The following is a 19265-nucleotide window of genomic DNA, read 5'->3' on the forward strand; positions in this document are numbered from 1 at the left end:
GGTCAAACAATCTTCACTACCAGTTTTTGAATTTTTTGATATAACCAAATAGTCCAAATAAAATAGCTATAAACAACAGACATAGTTGAGATATTCAGGTAACTCGAAAAATTGAAGGATTCCAATAATAACTGATGTAATTACCATACTTTTAAAATAAATTTTGTAAGTGATTTCCATAGCAAGTAACTCCCTTTTTGTAAAAAAAATTAAAAATCACAGTTCTGAGTTTGGTCAACCATTTACAGTTAAGTGGTTTTCTATTAAAGAGGTATTCGGTATTTTATTGTCAGTTGTTGGATTGCTTTTAGTAGTAATATAGTTTGCTTTAGTGAATATAAACATATCATTAAAAATGGAGATACAGTAAATGAGTCTTGGGGGGCGCAGGAAGTACTGGAAATCAATTCGGAGCTATCAGGAGCAATGGTCACTATGACCAATAGGGGACAAGGGGAAATTTTTACTTGTCCCCTTCCTATGGAAAAAAGCTATTAGCAGTTAATGAAAGACTAATTGAAGCATCTGATTGGTTTTAACCTTATAAAGGTTATAGTGTATCCATAATAAAAATAATGGAGCAACGTTCATTCATTGCCACTTTTTATTTTGTCACACCAATTCCTAATGACCTTATACTAGACCTTGTTTCATTTGTACCGAATTCATATATCTTTTCGTACAACTGCTTTAAATTTTTTTGAAAGGTATCCCGTTCATTATCAATATTTTTTTCCGAGAGAGGTTTTGTGAATATCGATTTAGCGTTATGATCCATTGCTAAAACCTGCTTTAAAAGGTACTCTAACTCATATAACTGACTGTCATCTACCTCAACTTCAAAATATGTGTGGGTCTCGCCAAGTTTCTCTTTATCTATTCGTCCTGAGTCTATTGAAATATAGTATGTTTGTTTCATTATAAACAACTCCTTATTGAACAAGTTATTAAACAGATTCCCATCATGCAGGAAGTGTTAAACATCTAGTGAAAAGAGGCCGGTTCATTGAGCTATGGATCAGGGCTTACTCTATAAATTCTAAGAGGTGATAAAAATGGACGTTACTAGAATCATTAGTGAACTAATTCTTGAAAATAAAATACCTTTAAACACTACACAATATAAAGAACTGAGTGGTGGGACTGTAAGTGAATTATATCTCCTAAATAGCAGCGATGATACTAGTTATGTCGTTAAGTTAAATGAACCACAGGTAATTGAATCAGAAGCTTATTTTCTTGAATTTTATAAGGACGTAGAACTATTACCTAACATGTTGTTTGTTGAACAGTCATATAAGTACTTCGTATATGGATTCATGGCAGGTTCTACTAATTATCCGATAAATAATAAAAAGGAAATGCTCCAAGCACTTGTGGAAGGACTGATAAACAATTATAAGTGTGTACCAACGAATACGGGTTGGGGATGGGCAGATGATTTATCGGATTCTTGGGATAGTTTTCTTTTAAATGAAATTATTGAAGCAAACACTTTTTTAACTTCACACTTAGAAAAAGATGAATATAATTTCATTCTTGACCTTTTTAACAAGACTCATAGAGAAAATCGAGACATACAACCATACTTATTGCACGGGGATTGTGGGGTACATAATTTTATTTTCAGACATGGAAAATTAACTGGAGTGATTGATCCAACTCCCGTTATTGGAGATCCACGTTATGATTTGATCTATGCGTTTTGTTCTTCACCAGACGATTTGACGAAAGAAACAATAGATTCAGCAGTAAGTCATTTGAGGATTAACGGTGCGAAAATTAATTCCATTGTTTACGAAGATGTTGTGATAGGATTATATCTCAGACTGGCAACTTGCATTAAACATCATCCCAATGATTTTAACCGCTATTTAAAAGCCTGGTTCTATTGGAAGGACATTATTAAGAAATGAGTAGTGAGGATCTTTCGACGAAATTTTATCTCATGACTGAATTCGCGAATGATCTTTTCGTATGTATAAAATTTTCCTCGACTAAGGTTACCATGCAGTACAATTCCAGATTATTTATAACCATTTGTTTATTAATAATCTTAAGTGTGATATAGTAAACCCAGCTTAATAGTAAGCGCTTTCAAATAATTTTAATGGGGGTTTTGGAATGAAATTGAAAGATAAGGTCGCGGTAGTTACAGGGGCAGCTTCAGGAATGGGTAAGGCAATTGCTGAGCTTTATGCAAAAGAAGGGGCAAAGGTCGTTCTGGCAGATTTAAATCTTGAAGGTGTTGAAAGTGTTAAAGATGAGATTACTAGAGATGGTGGAAATGCAAAGGCGATAAAAGTAAATGTAGCAGAACTAGCAGATATAGAAAATATGATTGATACGGCAGTAAGTGAATATGGAACCCTAGATATATTAGTTAATAATGCGGGAATTATGGATGGTTTTGAACCAGTTGGAGATATTCCAGATGAGAAATGGGACTTGATCTTTGATGTCAATACGAAGGGTGTTATGCGCGCCATGCGTAAAGCCTTACCTATTTTTCTTGAGAAAGAAAGTGGTGTAATTATTAATACCGCATCAACGGGTGGTTTTAGTGGCGCTCACGCAGGCGTTGCCTATGGAGCGTCCAAGCATGCTGTGGTAGGGATGACAAAAAATACTGGCTTTATGTATGCGAAAAAAGGAATTCGCTGTAATGCTATCGCACCAGGTGCAGTCGAAACAAACATTGGTTCTAGTATGACAGGTGTGAATCAATTCGGAATGGAACGGGCAGGCCTAACGCATGGTTTGTCTCCGCGGACTGGACAACCAGAAGAAATTGCACAGGCGGCATTATTTTTAGCATCGGATGATTCAAGCTTTGTAAATGGTACAGTCATAACAGTTGATGGCGGTTGGACTTCAGCCTTTTAAATAATAAATGAAAAAAGAGGTCAGACACTAGTTCCATAGGTGTCTGGCCTTTTTTGTTTTTTATGAAAACGATTCAAACTTCGGTGGGAATTTTTCGGGCACTGTAACTTAGGACAGGCTAATCGCGACTAATACATTATAATCTTATTATTTACATAAGAATGGATGTGAGATACAGATGAAGAAAAGACTATGCATAGCTCTCTTATTCATGCTTGTCGCTTTGGCTGCCTGTGGGAATAACAATACGGGTACAGAGGGCGGCGGAGGTCAACCAACTGTAAACGGAAAAAATGAGCTCAATGTTCAGGGTGTAAATGATGTTGACGTTACTAATATGCATGGAAGAATTCAGGGGTGGGATAAGATGGAGGCCTTCTACGAAAACATGCAGAAGGGTATTGCTTCTGATTTACGTGTTGTCCACTACACGACTGAAGGGGATCCGATGGTAACAGATTTAACGTATGCTGGAGAATCACTTGAAATTATGCATGATACTAGCCGGGACGCTTTTGGAAGTGGAGGAATAAGTACGAACGACTGTGGTAATCTGATCAAGGAAACGAATTACACTAATACTTCTTATATTGCGATTGACTGTAATAATGGTTCGCATGGGATGGATGAGATTCTACAAATGAATTACAATATGAGTCAGCAAGATCGTTTTGAACTAGAGTTGAAATATGGCGTGGATCTCGAGAACGAAATTAATACCTTAACAAACACAAAGAAAAAAGCGACCGAAACCAAAATCAATAGTGAATTGGACCTTCCCGATAATGTAATGCAAGAAGTGTATAAGCGATTAGTGCTCACCAATTATTTAGCTGAAAAAGAGTTACAGTCTAGCTGTGAGGCAGAGGATGCAATGGACTATCATCTAAAGGTTCATATAAACGGAGGAGAACAGAACTTTCGCTGGGCAGCTTGTGATCAAAGTAAAGATGGTGTGAACTTGACTCAGATTGCAGCATATATCATTGAGCAATCCGAAAATACAGGTACTGAAAAGCAAGATGTTACGGTTGGAGGCTATGTGCTCGAAATAAAGGATGGCACCATGTTAATTGGTCAAGAACTAAATATGCTAGATTATCAATCATTAAAAGATGAGATAAAGGAGATTGATCTAGAAGCATTTGTTTTTGACTTCACTTCTATAACAGGTGTCAATACGGCTGAGTTCAATTTAGGTGACAAAATCCATGCAACCATTGAAGGAAAGATAACAGGCTCAAATCCCGGTATGGCTAAGGTGAAAGAAATTGAGAAACTAGAAAGTGTCGAAAGCAGTAATTAAACAATGTTTAAAAAAATTGGGTGCTTTCCCCAGATATCAACTCCAAAAGTAATTGATACAATTAGCTATGCCATTCAACAAAGAAAATGATTACAAGCGGAGGGAGGCTAATTATATTGAGGTCAAAAGTTATCTTATTTATCTCATTGTCCTTAGTATTAGTTGTATTAGTCGTTTTAACTTTATCTAGAAACTTTCCACTTAATTCTGGTAAAATAGGAAATCCGACAGCAAAGGAAATTTTAACTGGTAATCCTGATGCTGACATTCTGAAATTAGATGGGCTTGTTTATTCAAATGCCTCTGAATTAGAATGGATTAAAGATAATGAATATACTAGGGGCGATCAAATTGGTGAAATAAGGAAACAGACCACTAACACTTGGTGGTATCGAAACTTTTCTGCTTCAAAACTTCAAAAAGGAACAAAAATATACACTTCTAATGATAAAGAGTATAAAAGTGGTGATGCTCCTGTAATAGTATTAGTTGAAGGTAATAATGAACTTCTCGTTTATCATTCACTAAGAGAGGGCTAGATGTCACGGGTGAATGAGGTTAACAATGGATCGTCAGAAGTGGCGACTTTTTCTACATAAAAAAGATATGAAAGTAGGATTTAAATGCTGAAAAAAATAGCAGATAGAGTGTATTATATGCCCCATTATTCAGAAACAGATCGCCCGGCATTAGGGTTAATTTGTGGCGAGAACTTTAGCTTAATTGTTGATTCGGGGAATTCACCTGAACATGCAAAAGATTTTCTTAAGCTAGCTAAACAGATGGATATACCACCGATAAAGCTTGTTGTTATTACACATTGGCACTGGGATCATATCTTTGGTATAAAAACGATGGATTATTTAACGATAAGTCATGATGATACGAAGAAGAAAATAGATTATATGAAAACCTTGAAATGGGATGATGCTTCAATAGATAAGCGAGTTGAGACTGGAGAAGAAATTGAATTTTGTAGAGATATGATAAAGTCTGAGATGCCCACACGTGATCACTTGGAGCTAAAAGCCCCGGATGTAACATTTAAAGATAAGATTGAAATTGACTTGGGTGGAATAACCTGTGTAGTTGAACATGTTGGAGGGGTCCATGCCCACGATTCATCAATTATTTATATTCCTAAGGAAAAAGTTATCTTTCTAGGAGATTGCATCTATCAAGACTTCTATAGTGGCAATTGGAGTTATGATAAGAACGAATTAGGAAATCTATTAGATAAAATAAAAAAATACGAAGTAAATTACTATGTGTTAGGGCATCAAGATCCGAAAACACACGAGGAAATGTGGCGTTTCTTTGATGAGTTAACAACTATTGGTGAAATTGTAGGTAATGAAATTACTCTTGATAAAGCACTTACTCGATTTAACGAGGTACAAAAAAATAAACCGAACGAAGAACAACTTGAGTATATTCAAAACTTTGTAAATGGTAATCAAAAGAAATTCGGCTGAAGCTCATTCCTGGGATTTTAAAGTTTGATTCTTTAGCTAAAATAAGCAAGCTACGTTTCGGTGGAGAAACTACGAAATAGCACACTAACTAACAGACCAAATTCTCATATAATTTGGTCTGTTAGTTTTCCCGTTTATATCCATGTTTTTTGGATATAAACACTTGAATTAACATGCGAAATCACAACCCAAATAACACAATGACAATAGTTGTTATGTTTACTATGTTAATTGGTATGCTATTTGCTATGTTGATTTTCTTTTACTAAGTAGATAATTGTAATTTTCTGTTACAATAAATGTAGAGTTTGTGAATAATTTTTCTTAAACTAACAAAGCAGTACTGTTGAATAAGATTGGGTTTAATTATCCTTAAATAAAATATTTTCGAAAAATGGTAAAAGGAAGTGTGCACTATTGGATAGTGAAAGTAAGATCATTATTTCTCCATTAAATAATGAATTAATAGAGGATATCAATAAGACTAATGATTCTTTTAAGTTATATGGTAGAGTTGTCCCCAGTTTACAATCAGGAAAGTGGTCTTATAAAGAGATTCTTTTTGATGAAACTAGAGAAACAAGTTTTCCAGATGACAAACTTAATTGGAGCCAATATATAAATCGAGATGATAAAGCTTTGTTTTTAGCTTATATGAATAATACTTGCATAGGACAAATTAGAATAATTAAGGATTGGAATCGCTTCTGTTATATTGAAAACATTGCTACTAAAAAGGATTATAGAGGCAATGGAGTCGGAAAGTTACTCTTAAATAAAGCGCAAGAGTGGGCAAAACAAAGAAAACTTATCGGAATGTCCTTGGAAGCACAAGATGATAATCTTGGTGCATGCAAATTTTATGTGAAACAAGGATTCATATTAGGTGGAGTTGACACACTAAAGCATTCATATAATCCTAATATTGAAACCACTTTGTACTGGTATAAGTTATTCAAGTAAACCAGCTAATAGTTGATCAAGACAATATAACCAACAAACGCTTGGACATTAAAATGTTCAAGCGTTTGTTGTTTGTTATTTGAGTGCGCATTCCGGTACGCCGAGTGAGAATAACCCCGAGGTGAGTGCGCATTCCTGTACGCTGAGTGAGAATAACCCCGAGGTGAGTGCGCATTTCGGGACGCCGAGTGAGAATAAACCAAGGTTGAGTGCGCATTCCTGTATGCTGAGTGAGAATAACCCCGAGGTGAGTGCGCATTCCGGTATGCCGACGAGAATAGCCCCGGGGTGAGTACGCATACGGTCGCATTGGGCAGAATACTTCGCTTTCCGATAGAAAAGACTTTTCTATCTGCATAATTATCTTTATGATTAAGGGAAAAAGGTTTGGTGGGATTTTCATTGTCTAGCTTAGAAAATATAAAATATGTTTGGTATGCAAGCTATGGTTCTAATTTAAGTAGAGATAGATTTTTATGCTATATAAAAGGTGGTAAACCTATTGGCTCTGAAAAAGTGGAGGTAGGATGTAGAGATAAATCACTTCCAATCGAAGAATCAACCTATATCATGCGTTATCCTCTATATTTTGCAAAAGCATCAGAGCGTTGGCAAAAACAAGGAGTAGCTTTTATAGGGTTACAAAAGGATGAAAAGTTTCATACATACAGTCGAAAGTATTTAATAACAGTAGAGCAATTTAAGGATGTTGTGAAACAAGAGAATAACGGAGAAGTAGTAGAAATAGATTTCGATGAAGTCTTAAGTAACGGATACAAGACAATAAGAGACTCATGGTACGGAACTATCTTGTATTTAGGTGAGGTTGATGGCTATCCAATGTTAACTTTCACAGCTGATTGGGACTTAGATGTTCCCTTTAATAAACCATCTGAAGAATACCTAAGTATGATAATAAGTGGTTTGAAAACATCCGTTGAACTCGAAAATACAGAGATTGTAAATTATTTAAGTTCCAAACCAGGAATTGCGAATAATTTCACTAACACCGATCTTGAAAAACTAATTGAATCAATTTCATAATTACCTTATGCAGTAATTTTCATCTTCATATAGTTTGGGAACGGTCTATCCCAACTATATGAAGATGAAGAATACAAAAAAACAGTATTATGAAATTGATAAATAAAGGCCAGATCTTAAAGTATGGAATTTGTTCATATTTGAGGATCTGGCTTTTTTGAACTCATTATTCTATTAAGGTCCAGAATCTTTTTGAACTCCTAAATTAATTGGGGTTGTAAAAATTGCACTTTAAATTTATAATTAATAATATACCTATACGGGTATGTGTTTTTGGTTCGTTGAAAAAATATGTACTTTTTTAAAAAAGAGTGAGTATATTACGAGTGACGATAGATAACGATTTGAACTTATATTTTCTTAGATAGGGTGTTAAATTCATGCTCAGACAAAAGAAGTCAGGAGCCAAAAATAAGGATTTGATACAAGACTATGTTGATAATCCAGATAAACAACGACAATTATATAAACGGACATTAATTATAATAGTGATTGCGCAGATTCTTGGCGGAGCGGGCCTTGCTGCGGGTATAACAGTAGGGGCACTACTTGCAGAAGATATGTTGGGTACAAATAGTTTTGCAGGAATTCCAATTGCATTATTTACTCTAGGTTCAGCTGGAGCTGCCCTAATTGTTGGACATCTTTCTCAACGTTTTGGACGTCGCACAGGTCTTGCAGCAGGTTTTATTGCCGGTGGAATTGGTGCAGTGGGGGTAGTTATTGCAGCTGTAACAGGTAGTATAATTCTTTTGTTTGTATCTTTACTAGTTTATGGTGCAGGTACAGCAACGAACCTACAAGCTCGGTATGCAGGAACAGACTTAGCAAGTACAAAGCAGCGGGGAACTGCTGTAAGTGTTGCGCTAGTAGCGACAACATTTGGTGCTGTTGCAGGTCCCAACTTAGTTGATGTAATGGGACAATTTGCAATCTCGATCGGGGTACCTGCACTTGCTGGGCCATTTATCTTGGCTGCAACTGCTTTTATTCTAGCTGGTGTGGTGTTGTTACTATTACTTCATCCAGATCCACTTAAAATTGCGGAAGCACTTGCTATCAAGCAGCAGAAAATGGATGAAAGTAAAGATACTAAAGAAAACGAAACACCTCAATTAAATTCCCGGGGAGTTATGGTTGGGGCTACTGTAATGGTTTTGACCCAAATCGTTATGGTTGCGGTAATGACGATGACACCTGTGCATATGGGAGACCATGGCCATGGATTAAGTGATGTGGGATTAATAATAGGGATCCATATTGGTGCTATGTATTTGCCTTCACTTGTTACAGGAGTTCTTGTTGATAAAATTGGACGTAATGTGATGGCGGCTGCTTCTGGAATAACCCTACTATTAGCTGGTGTTATGGCTGCTTATGCGCCAACTGATTCTTTAGTCGTACTCACTATCTCATTAGCTCTACTAGGTCTAGGGTGGAATTTTGGTTTAATTAGTGGAACTGCACTTATCATCGATGCGACTACACCATTAAATCGTGCTAAGACTCAAGGGACAGTCGATGTTTTAATTGCTCTTGCTGGTGCTACTGGTGGAGCTTTATCTGGAATTGTAGTCGCTTATTCTAGTTTTACTGCATTATCACTCGGAAGTGGAATTCTTTCACTGATTTTTGTTCCGGTTGTTGTTATCGCTATACGTAACAATAGTAAAAAAGGGAAGCAATGAGATAGTAAGGGGATTAAAGCATACTAGACTGATAGTTAACGGGTTCTATTATGAGGTGGTAAACAATATAATTCATTTAAAGTCGCATGGAAATTCGCAATGAATTTCACATGCTTCTTTTTTTGTCAATCTGGGCTTATTAGAAAAAGTCATAGAAAACCTTGTATTTAATGGTAGTATCAAACAGAGTAGTTCTTTTTGAAGAAGGCTTAAAAATGTGTCATACAAACTATAACTACAGTAAACAAGGGTGTTTATCCATGATTGGAGAGATAAAATGATTAAGTTAAGTAAAGTTAATAAAGTAGAATTTGATAAGTATTTGGATTTCCTGATTTCTGACCATGCTCAAGAAATTATTAAAAATTTCAACTTAACAATGGAGCAAGCTTTGGAAGAATCTGAAATGATGATTAATGACATGTTTAAGGACGGGGTATCTACGGAAGGTCAATATTTGTACAATATCGAAGACGTTAATTCCAATCAAAAAGTTGGAATACTTTGGTACAGTATAATTCCAGAAATTAATCAAGCATACTTGTACCATATTTTAATAGATGAATCCCACAGAGGTAAAGGTTATGGGAGGAAGTCTCTAGAGAAACTTCAATCTAAGCTTAAAGAATATGGTGTGATTTCTATTGGTTTAAGTGTATTTGGAAGTAATGAAGGTGCTTATCGATTATACAAGACATTAGGATATTCAACGACAAGGATATCGATGGAGAAAGTTCTATAAGTTAAAAATTTGAATTAGATAGAAGTACTTCTTTAAGGAGCTACAGAAATCTTGAAGATTCTTCGTATCATTTAGATATTAAATTAAAAGATTTCTTAGGAGAGTTTATCATTGAAGAAGAAACTATAAGTAAAATTCCTAAAGAATGATATGACTAGCTGAAAATGTTTATTATTTAATTTACTTTCACTTTGAATGCTTACTATTTTAATAGTGAGAGGAGTCACTGGTGCGTTAATCGAAAAAATGGTAACAATCAAAATCCCCCACACAATGTGGGGGGATTGTTAATATCTATAAGCACTTTCGCATGTATTAGCTACTGGTTCATAATAACAATGTTGTTTATATTGTCCAGCAAATGGTTGACCGTACCATGTAGGAGGACATTCAGCATACGGATTAAAATACCAAAGAGCATACTTAGAAGGATGTTGTCTCCAATATTTTATAACTTGTCGTGCTAAATTTCTTTCTATTTCTCTTGCCGGGCTATAAAATAAATTGCCTTTTTGTACTGCTTCAAAAGAATAATTTCCACCTTGAACTTGAAAAATTACATCCCGTATGGACCTTACATCCTTAAAATCTAAACAATCAGCTCTTGATCGATTTACAATGACATTCCCAACCATAAGCATCCCTAGTCGTCCTTCGCCCTCGGCTTCTGCCCTTATCATCCTTGCTATTAAATCAATGTCTTTTTCGGTATATGCCACTCTTGTCACTATCATCACCTCTAAAAGAATTGTATGAAAAAATCTTTGGAAAATGTAAGTTTTTCGTAATTTTATCCGATTGAACATGTACCACTTTCACAAGATTCATATCTAAAATTAAGTAGGATTTTAGTTGTCGATACTACTTTTAGGAGTTTTTTAGATGGTGAGTTTAATATATTCCCTTAAACAATAGATAACTGGAGTGGCCGTCGTGTAAAACGATACGAATATAAATAACGAAACATGTTGGTTGTTAGTTTCTTTATGATTTTCGTTTAAGCCATGAATTATAGTCATAAACAGAAACTTGTGCCAGTTAATAGATTAAAAAATAGACCTCCCTAATTATCTAAGAGAGGTCTAAGTGTATTTCATATGAGTACCATTTTTTATTGGAACAAATCTAACAGGTGGTCCCAGAAACCTTTTTCTTCTTCGGCTTTTTCTTCGTTTGTTTCCTTGTCTTCTTCTTTTTCAATACTTTCTGTTCTGATGACAAATTGTACCGTATTTATTTTCTCATTGTTGTCAGGCGAGACAAAGGATACGGGTTCGAAGTCAGTGTTCTCAAAATCAGAAATCATATCATCAATTTCCTCTTGTAATTGATCAGGTAGTTCACTTGTTGAATCTTTTAATTTAGTTGTACCATTGTGGAGTTCACTAACACCATCTTCTAGTTCATTTGTACCGCCGGCTAACTCTGCAGTTCCAGCGTGTAAGTCACTATAAGTGTTTGATAACTGTCCAACACCGTCAGTATAGCTTATTAGACCAGTGTGGAACTCTTTATAGTTGGAAGATAATGCTGCTAATCCTTCCTGTAACTGTGTAAAAGAATCAGATATATCCATGTTTTCGAGAGATGATGAAAGCTCAGTTGCCATTGAAGACAGGTTATTCGAGATTTCTCTGACGGATCCACTAACTTCCGTGAGCGTCGGATCTACGGCAGCAAATGCTTCCTTAACATTGGAATAGGTACCCTTTGCAGTACGTGCAGCAGTATAGGTCTCAATCAATTGATTAACTACTTCTTTATTAGCTGCGTCATCTGCTTCGATTATACTATAAAGAGCATCTAGTTGTTTTTTGCTGATTTCATGATTGGGAATAGCAGTCATTGCTTGATCTAATGCACTGTAGGAAGCTGCATAGTTTTCTTTTAATTGATCCAAGCCATCTGCTGTTTGAACAAGCCCATTAGCTAGTTTCGTTAGTCCTTCTTGTAACTCTTTTAACCCACTAAGATCCATCTGTTCTGAATTTCCACTAACAGAATTGCTCATCGAAGTAAGGCCATCATTAATCGATTTTGATGCATTAACAAGTCCTGTTGATGATTCATCGATTTTAGATATTCCATTTTTGTATTCTGCAGAACCATCTCGTAGGCTTGCTACGCCATCGTTTAAGCCAGCAACACCATCCTTTAAATCAGCAACACCATCGTTGATTTCTGCGGTGGCATCAGATAAGGATTGCATGTCACCAGTCATTTCACCGGTATCAGGTGAATCGATTGACATCGATGATGGAACAGCTGAAATATCTATTGCCTTAAGTTCAAAATCAACTACATCTGCCTCAAGGCTCAGATTTCCCTCTTTCTCAGGCATAACAGTGTAGGTGATTTGTTTGTCCTTGCCCGCATTTGCAACCGTTGCATCAGGTGCTTCGATGTTGCTATAGATTGTAGGGTCAAGGGTGAGAGAAATTTGCAACAAGTAGTTTTGGTGAAAAACAGAATCTACTTGTTCATTGGCAGACGTGTTTAGTTGGATTTTTAAATGTCCATCTTTTCCCAACAGTTCATCTGGAGCAATTTCTTTCCCATCTAAGGAGTACGTTATATCAACATCCCAAGGTAGGGGTTCCTCATTCATGTTTCCTTGATAATAAAATTTCCCCTCAGGTGCAGAGAATTGCACCGTATTGTCAGTTTGTTCTAACTCTGATAAATTCGTTAAGTTTTTAAGACTTGCATACGTACCATAATCGACAACTGTTCCTGCTTTTGTAACATCAAAATTGTTAACTACATAAATTTCTTGTTGATCTCCAGTAGGGCTAAGTGTGGCATAAACTACTTCATCCTTATAAGAAATTTTTGCATCCTCATTTGATGCTGCATTTACAAGAAATGACGGCAATACAAGAACGATAGCCGTAAAAACAAGAAGTATTCTTTTTATTCTTATCATCATCATTTCCCCTTTATAATTCTTCAATCAGATTAAGGCTTTCGCTTTTTACTCAGAAGGCCTTATTAATTGGTTACTTTTTCAAAAAGTTTGCTTTCCAAGTTGTTTTATCAATAACTTTATCAAATACCAATAGCATGGCCGGTAGGAAGAAAATAACCATAATAAACGCTAGTAATGCGCCTCTTCCAAGCAATAATCCAATCGATCCCACAATCGGATTGCTCGAGGTAATCCATAAAATAAAGCCAACACTTGATAAGATGGATGCTGAAATTGCAATCGAGAATATTTTCTCATTGATTGTTTTCTTAATTGCGTCAAGTGCAGTCATTTCCTTGCGATTCTCTTTGTATGCTTCCATCAGAAGTATCGCATAATCGACAGTCGCCGCAAGCTGGACGGTGCTGACAATCAGATATCCCACATAAACAAGTGATGAATCAGTAAAGTAGGGGACAGCTAAATTAATCCAAACAGCAGATTGAATCGTAAGCAGCAATACTAATGGAATGGAAATGGATTTAAATGTCACCAAAAGAACAATCGCAATCGCAATTATTGTTAGTAAATTGACAAGCTTGTTATCGTTTTGGACTACATTTTTCATATCATATAAGGTCACACTCTCCCCGAGGGAATAAGCATCATCACCATAATAGGTAGCAGCTGTCTCTTGAACAGATTCAACAAGTGAAAAAGCCTCTGCACCCTCTGGTCCTGCATCAGTATGCAGAATTATTCGGCTGTAGTTATCTGAATAAAATTGCTCTGTGATCGATTCCTCTAAATATTCTGGCGGAATTACTGAGCTGACTGTATTAACATATGAAAGAACGCTTGTCACAGGCCCAAAGGATTCTAGCTCTTGAACTAGATTTTCTTCTTTTGCGACATCGCCTTTTGGAACAAGTAACACCATTGAAGTATATTTCCCAAACGTCTCTTCTACTTGGATTTTGTCACTACCGGCCCGAGTTTGCTCTGGTTGATCGCCGGTTCCATAAGTAAAAGTCGTGTTGCTTTGTGCTAAAAATGCGGGAACGATTAGTAGGAATACGAGTAACAACACAGGTATTCTTACTTTGACAACACTACTGCCAATGTTCTTGAAGCCTTTAAGCAATGGTTTGTGTTGTGTTTTATCAATCCATTTATAAAACATAACGGTTAGTGCTGGTAAGAATACCATGACACTTATGAAACTTAAGACAATTCCTTTAACCAGATTTAGTCCTAAATCAGAACCAATCTCGAAGTTCATGAATGTTAGTGCCATAAAACCAAAAAAGGTCGTTGCTGCACTAGCTGCAATTGCAGGGAACGATTTTTTGATTGCGAGCTGCATGGCTTCGGCTGGATTGTCTGTTTTCTTCCGATAATCAGAAAAGCTATGCAGTAGAAAAATAGCGTAATCGAGTGATACCGCGAGCTGTAAAATCGGCGCAACTGATTGAGTTACGAACGATACTTCCCCGATAAAAATATTTGTTCCTAAGTTAATCAGTACAGAAACTCCAATAGCTGTTAGGAAAAACAACGGTTCCAGCCAAGAAGTTGTAGAAACAACCAAAATTAAAATAATAATTGGTACTAACAATGCCGCGGCATACATTGACTCAGATCCAGCCATTTTTTGTGATATAGCAGTATCGAGTGCTTCTCCCGCCATCGCATTCTCTTCACCAATTAATTGATAGATAGCGTTGGTTATTGGAACTTCATCCCCGTCTCGAATGCTGAAAGAAAAAATGGCTTTGTCATCCTTGTAATAGGTTTCCACCGTATCTTTATCAGCTATTTCTAGTGGGGTTTTTATATCAATCGCATCATCTAACCATGTTACATCTTCCACACCATCAATCGCAGCAAGCTTTTCTTTTAATTGAAGTGCTTCCTGGACCGTAACATCGTTGATCATGACTCTTGTATTTGGAACAGAGCCCTCAAACTCTTGCTCCATGACGTCCATTGCCTCTGTCGAAGGAGCATCATCTGGTAGGTAATCTACCATATTGTAGTTTACAGACACAGAGAACTGTACGATTGCAGAAATGACGGCAATCACCATAAATGCAATAACTACTGATTTATTATGTTTAATAATTCGTGCTGCCATGCCAATAATAATTCATCCTTTCTGTTGCGTTAAACCTAATTCCACTTTATTATTATATAGACACAGTGTTGGTTTTACAACAAACAGTTCCGTAACATGCGTACAATTGGCAACACAAGGATAAATTGTGTTGGATTACGCTAAAAAAAGTAAGGGAGGGTCCCTGATTGTCTTCTAAATTGGACAGACGAAAAAAATATACACGGATGGTATTGAAGGATAGTCTAATCAAATTATTGAGTGAAAAGCAAATTTCTACTATTACAGTAAAAGAAATATGTAATTTAGCAGATATCAATCGTTCTACTTTCTATACCCATTATTCAGACCAATTTGATTTACTTGATAAAATTGAAGAAGAAATTATTGAGGATATGAATGAATATCTCAGTCAATATAATTTCAAAAAAGAAGAAGAATCCTTACAGATGACAGAAAAATTACTCGAATATATCGTTTCAAAGCGGGACATCTGTCAAACGCTTCTCAACGAAAATGGTGATACAACCTTTCAAAAGAGAGTGATGAACGTCGCACAACGATTTTTAATGAAAAACTGGATGGCTGTTAACAACCTTGATGAAGATATGTCTGAATATCTAAGTACGTTTATTATTAGTGGCAGTATTCACGTTATTAAAAGTTGGTTAAGTCACGGAATGGATAAATCACCAAAGCAAATGGCAGAAATCATAAACCACCTAACAAATAAAGGACTTTCTATGATAAAGAGCTAGCATAGAAAGGTGAATAACAGCTTTGATTGTTAGTGTAGTGATAGGGGCAGATAGTTGAACAAAGATTATTTGTTTAACTATTAAGTGAGGTGAACCGTATCATAAATAGTGGTAAAACAGAAAATTGAATTGTTAATTAAAAAGGAATGGTTAGAAAAGTTAAATCGTTAATAAATATAGATACTATTTTAATTTTAAGAGTTAAGACAGGGGTATACAAGTACCTCCTGTCTTTTCAATTTCAAATTGATGTTTCCTCTCAATCTTTCTTCGTTCCTTTTTGCCTTATTCTATATATAAACCCACTAATTAAGGAATTTGAAGTTCTATTTTGAATGATTAATAACTTGCCTTTAATTATCTCTACTATTTCCCTATATATTGTGTCGATATCCTTGAAGTTTTCTCTACCTTCAATGTTTGCGACTTCTTCATCCATATGCTGAATGGAAACCTGCTCTTTAAGGCAATTATCAATTCTCCTTATAATAGATTCTATAGAGGATTTAATTTCATCTTCGTTAATAGGTAAGTCATATAGTACATTGTTCAATTTGGTAATAATCTTTTCATAAGATTTTTCACTACCTCTTATATATTTTCGCTTATTCTCGCGTGTTTCCTCTGCAATATTTTTTATTCTCGAAAGAATATCGGTATATGTATATTGCATTGTTGTATTTTTAAAATATTTCACTGTCTTACTGGCAAATATAGATGAAATTACAGCCCCACCTAATGAGACTATACTTGAGATGCTCCCTAAAGTGCTTAAGTCCAATAGTTAATTACCATCCTTTTCACTGATAATATGCTTGTATTTTGGGAAATTTCCATATAGTGCAGGAAAAACATCATCCCATCTTTCATCTTCCCAAAATGCTTTTACTATATACTCGGCTAAATGGTAGTCACCTTCATTTCCAGTAATCTCATAAATTCTAGTTTCATATTCGACATTACTAACTTCTTTGTTTTGATTTATCCTGTCTCTAATTTCGTCCATTAGATTCATAATTTCGTTATACTGACTTTTGGTGATATTGTATTCATAGAGGACCCTGTTGATGTTGGAATCATGAAACATCAAATCTAACTTAAACTCTAAATGTTGAACTTTTTCTTCTAATAAATTTACTCTTTCATCGCTCATAAATATCCTCCTTTTAGTAATTCCTTAGTTAATAGTTTAGTAATATTATAGCAAAATTATCCATTAGCAGATATATATTAAATTTTATCAATATCAACCCTCTTCGGTTTTTCAGCGCAAATAAATGTGATGATTTTGACAATAACACTAATTAATAAGAATTCATTGAAAACAGAGAAATACCCCTTGAAATCGATTAAGGGGTATCTTCTGGTTCAACTGTATTAATTCAATTAGTACTAGAAAAGAGTTTTTCAATATCTGATGCTCCAAGTGCAAACCGACAGTATTTTGGAATTATGTTATTGTAAATGTATAAACAATTTGGAGGGTAATTATGTACATTTCGAAGATTTCTCTTAAAAATTATCGTAACTTTGGCAATATACCATTTGAAATGAAGTTGAAGAAATTCACAACAATAATTGGTTCGAATAATGTTGGTAAAACAAATTTACTAGAATCTATTGGATTGATATTAAGCCAAGATATTACTATGTTTAGGAAAAGAATATTGCAGGTTGAAGATATTAATTATGCAACTAGATTAAAATTTAAACAAGATATACTAAATCAATCAATACCCTTTGATAAACTTGAATTCCCAGAAGTAAAAGTCCAGTTAACATTTGAAGGGATGGATAATAAGCAATTATCTGTTGTGGGTGATTGGTTTTCAACTAAAACAATGGATAAGGCTAAATTAACCTATGTGTTTAAACCAACTAATAACTTTGATAGAGAAGCATGGGTTACAAAACAGAGGGGAAATATTAAACTACTTATGAGCGAAAGAAAGGGTATAAAACAGGAAGACCTTTTAAAATTTATTGAATTCCCAATTAAAAGTTACCAATACATAATTTACGGAGGAAATGATCGTACTAATCGTGTTGATCCATATTTTCTTAGTATGTTGAAGTTAGAACTATTAGATGCTCTTCGAGACGCAAAACGGGAGTTAATTGCTAATGGGGATTATAAGTTGCTATACCGAATTTTAAACCAAGGTGAAGAGAATGCATATGAAGATATAAAGGAAGTACTAAGCGATTTAGATGAGAAGATTAGGGGCAACGATCAACTTAGTGATATTAGAAAGACATTAATTGAGCATTTGAATAAGATTTCTTTACAAGGTACAGGAGAAAATAATATTGACTTTCACTTTTCAACACTTGAAACAGGCGATATATTAAAGAAACTGAGTTTGATTTATGGCCAAGAACCGATAACTATTGATAGAAATGGACTGGGCCGGAATAATCTTTTATACATTTCATTAATATTATCTCGTTTAGCGCCAGAAGAAAACATAGATACTTGTTTTAGGATTGTAGGCATTGAGGAACCGGAAGCACATCTTCATCCTCACTTACAAAAGCATCTTGCCACAAACATAGAACAGATAAATGCAAAAAGAGATGATTTACAAATCATTTTAACATCACATTCCACTCATATCACAAGTTCACTTAATACAGAAAATATGGCAGTTTTATATAGAGATGGGTCGGATATTAAAAAGCATTACATAACTGATGGTTTTGAAGAAACTAAAAAAGGCAAGGAACACAGACGATATCTTGAAAAGTATTTAGATGCCACCAAATCTAGTATGTTTTATGCTCGAAGGATACTGTTAGTAGAAGGAATTGCGGAACAGATTCTAGTACCGTTATTATTTAATCTATCTTATGGTAAAACACTAGATAGCATTGGCTGTAATATAATAAACGTGAACGGGGTTGCTTTTAGACACTTTTTGGAGATTATAAGAAATGGATATTTCATAAAATGCGTTGTATTAACTGATGGTGACGTGGGTAAGAAATCGGAAAATCGTGCAGTTAATCTAAAGAATGACTATGAAAAGCCCTATAGCACCATAAAAGTTGAGGTTAACAAGGAAACTTTTGAAAAAGAACTTATTGAAGCAAACAAAAGTGGCTTAGGGAAGGAGATACTACTTGAAGCACTTAACCATACGAGGCTAAATAAAGGGCCAGAGTATGCGAAGGAAATAAAAAATAATGAAATTGAAACCGATATTTTTTTTGGAATGATAGAAGATTATAAATCAGAATTTGCATTCAACTTAGGTGATGAGATTAAAAATGTAAATAAAGACGCATTTCAAGTTCCCAATTATATTAAGGAAGGTTTTGAATTTATTTTGGATTGAGATGATTAATTGACTTTCCTGTTGATACTAGTCTAGGAATA

The 19265-nt window shown here is 35.1% G+C and carries 17 protein-coding genes; 11 read left to right on the forward strand and 6 right to left on the reverse strand.

What is annotated here, in order from left to right; translation table 11 throughout:
- Nucleotides 1-604: 604 nt before the first annotated feature.
- Complete coding sequence (locus LD272_RS10645; RefSeq protein WP_226036597.1) at nucleotides 605-919, reverse strand: hypothetical protein; 315 nt, start codon at nucleotides 917-919, stop codon at nucleotides 605-607.
- A gap of 136 nt (nucleotides 920-1055) precedes the next feature.
- Between LD272_RS10645 and LD272_RS10650 the strand changes: the two genes are divergently transcribed.
- The 9 genes from LD272_RS10650 to LD272_RS10690 all read left to right on the forward strand — a co-directional run bounded on the left by LD272_RS10650 (nucleotide 1056) and on the right by LD272_RS10690 (nucleotide 10104).
- A complete protein-coding gene (locus tag LD272_RS10650; protein ID WP_226036598.1) occupies nucleotides 1056-1916 on the forward strand; it encodes a phosphotransferase in 861 nt (286 codons plus the stop codon).
- A gap of 208 nt (nucleotides 1917-2124) precedes the next feature.
- A complete protein-coding gene (locus tag LD272_RS10655; RefSeq protein ID WP_226036599.1) occupies nucleotides 2125-2886 on the forward strand; it encodes an SDR family oxidoreductase in 762 nt (253 codons plus the stop codon).
- A gap of 178 nt (nucleotides 2887-3064) precedes the next feature.
- Entirely contained in the window at nucleotides 3065-4192 is a 1128-nt protein-coding gene (locus LD272_RS10660) for a DUF4362 domain-containing protein (protein WP_226036600.1), read from the forward strand.
- Nucleotides 4193-4308: 116 nt separating this feature from the next.
- The gene (locus tag LD272_RS10665) at nucleotides 4309-4731 is read left to right on the forward strand and encodes a hypothetical protein (protein WP_226036601.1); all 423 of its coding nucleotides are present in this window, start codon (nucleotides 4309-4311) and stop codon (nucleotides 4729-4731) included.
- 84 nt (nucleotides 4732-4815) lie between these two features.
- Nucleotides 4816-5667 carry an MBL fold metallo-hydrolase gene (locus LD272_RS10670; RefSeq protein ID WP_226036602.1) on the forward strand — a complete coding sequence of 284 codons (852 nt, stop codon included), beginning with the start codon at nucleotides 4816-4818 and terminating at the stop codon, nucleotides 5665-5667.
- A 417-nt stretch (nucleotides 5668-6084) separates the two neighbouring features.
- Nucleotides 6085-6630 (forward strand): GNAT family N-acetyltransferase, encoded by a 546-nt coding sequence (locus tag LD272_RS10675; protein ID WP_226036603.1) that lies wholly within the window; start codon nucleotides 6085-6087, stop codon nucleotides 6628-6630.
- A 402-nt stretch (nucleotides 6631-7032) separates the two neighbouring features.
- Complete coding sequence (locus tag LD272_RS10680; protein ID WP_226036604.1) at nucleotides 7033-7674, forward strand: hypothetical protein; 642 nt, start codon at nucleotides 7033-7035, stop codon at nucleotides 7672-7674.
- Nucleotides 7675-8054: 380 nt separating this feature from the next.
- Nucleotides 8055-9362: an MFS transporter gene (locus tag LD272_RS10685; protein WP_226036605.1), complete on the forward strand. Its 1308-nt coding sequence runs from the start codon at nucleotides 8055-8057 to the stop codon at nucleotides 9360-9362.
- A 277-nt stretch (nucleotides 9363-9639) separates the two neighbouring features.
- The gene (locus LD272_RS10690; protein WP_226036606.1) at nucleotides 9640-10104 is read left to right on the forward strand and encodes a GNAT family N-acetyltransferase; all 465 of its coding nucleotides are present in this window, start codon (nucleotides 9640-9642) and stop codon (nucleotides 10102-10104) included.
- 287 nt (nucleotides 10105-10391) lie between these two features.
- Here LD272_RS10690 and LD272_RS10695 read toward each other — a convergent pair whose 3' ends face one another.
- From LD272_RS10695 to LD272_RS10705, 3 genes are all read right to left on the reverse strand, one after another.
- Nucleotides 10392-10832, reverse strand: coding sequence for a cell wall hydrolase (locus LD272_RS10695; protein ID WP_226036607.1), 441 nt, complete (start codon nucleotides 10830-10832; stop codon nucleotides 10392-10394).
- A 383-nt stretch (nucleotides 10833-11215) separates the two neighbouring features.
- Entirely contained in the window at nucleotides 11216-13030 is a 1815-nt protein-coding gene (locus LD272_RS10700; RefSeq protein WP_369413966.1) for a YhgE/Pip domain-containing protein, read from the reverse strand.
- 73 nt (nucleotides 13031-13103) lie between these two features.
- Nucleotides 13104-15149 carry an efflux RND transporter permease subunit gene (locus LD272_RS10705; protein WP_226036609.1) on the reverse strand — a complete coding sequence of 682 codons (2046 nt, stop codon included), beginning with the start codon at nucleotides 15147-15149 and terminating at the stop codon, nucleotides 13104-13106.
- Nucleotides 15150-15316: 167 nt separating this feature from the next.
- On the opposite strand from LD272_RS10705, the gene LD272_RS10710 reads away from it, so the two are divergent.
- Nucleotides 15317-15886, forward strand: coding sequence for a TetR/AcrR family transcriptional regulator (locus LD272_RS10710; protein WP_226036610.1), 570 nt, complete (start codon nucleotides 15317-15319; stop codon nucleotides 15884-15886).
- A gap of 259 nt (nucleotides 15887-16145) precedes the next feature.
- On the opposite strand, the gene LD272_RS10715 is transcribed toward LD272_RS10710, so the two are convergent.
- Nucleotides 16146-16667, reverse strand: a complete 522-nt coding sequence (locus tag LD272_RS10715) for a hypothetical protein (protein ID WP_226036611.1) — start codon at nucleotides 16665-16667, stop codon at nucleotides 16146-16148.
- A gap of 3 nt (nucleotides 16668-16670) precedes the next feature.
- A complete protein-coding gene (locus tag LD272_RS10720; RefSeq protein ID WP_226036612.1) occupies nucleotides 16671-17039 on the reverse strand; it encodes a DUF1878 domain-containing protein in 369 nt (122 codons plus the stop codon).
- Nucleotides 17040-17376: 337 nt separating this feature from the next.
- Here LD272_RS10720 and LD272_RS10725 point away from each other — a divergent pair, with 337 nt between their 5' ends.
- Nucleotides 17377-19224 carry an ATP-dependent nuclease gene (locus LD272_RS10725; protein ID WP_226036613.1) on the forward strand — a complete coding sequence of 616 codons (1848 nt, stop codon included), beginning with the start codon at nucleotides 17377-17379 and terminating at the stop codon, nucleotides 19222-19224.
- The last annotated feature ends 41 nt before the right edge of the window (nucleotides 19225-19265 follow it).

This window comes from Aquibacillus saliphilus (genome assembly GCF_020404745.1).
GTDB classification, from domain to species: domain Bacteria; phylum Bacillota; class Bacilli; order Bacillales; family Amphibacillaceae; genus Aquibacillus; species Aquibacillus saliphilus.

Coding starts and splice junctions, on each gene's coding strand:
- LD272_RS10645 (WP_226036597.1), bottom strand. CDS start 919: ATGAAACAAACATACTATATTTCAATAGACTCAGGACGAATAGATAAA.
- LD272_RS10650 (WP_226036598.1), top strand. CDS start 1,056: ATGGACGTTACTAGAATCATTAGTGAACTAATTCTTGAAAATAAAATA.
- LD272_RS10655 (WP_226036599.1), top strand. CDS start 2,125: ATGAAATTGAAAGATAAGGTCGCGGTAGTTACAGGGGCAGCTTCAGGA.
- LD272_RS10660 (WP_226036600.1), top strand. CDS start 3,065: ATGAAGAAAAGACTATGCATAGCTCTCTTATTCATGCTTGTCGCTTTG.
- LD272_RS10670 (WP_226036602.1), top strand. CDS start 4,816: ATGCTGAAAAAAATAGCAGATAGAGTGTATTATATGCCCCATTATTCA.
- LD272_RS10685 (WP_226036605.1), top strand. CDS start 8,055: ATGCTCAGACAAAAGAAGTCAGGAGCCAAAAATAAGGATTTGATACAA.
- LD272_RS10690 (WP_226036606.1), top strand. CDS start 9,640: ATGATTAAGTTAAGTAAAGTTAATAAAGTAGAATTTGATAAGTATTTG.
- LD272_RS10700 (WP_369413966.1), bottom strand. CDS start 13,030: ATGATAAGAATAAAAAGAATACTTCTTGTTTTTACGGCTATCGTTCTT.
- LD272_RS10705 (WP_226036609.1), bottom strand. CDS start 15,149: ATGGCAGCACGAATTATTAAACATAATAAATCAGTAGTTATTGCATTT.
- LD272_RS10720 (WP_226036612.1), bottom strand. CDS start 17,039: ATGAGCGATGAAAGAGTAAATTTATTAGAAGAAAAAGTTCAACATTTA.
- LD272_RS10725 (WP_226036613.1), top strand. CDS start 17,377: ATGTACATTTCGAAGATTTCTCTTAAAAATTATCGTAACTTTGGCAAT.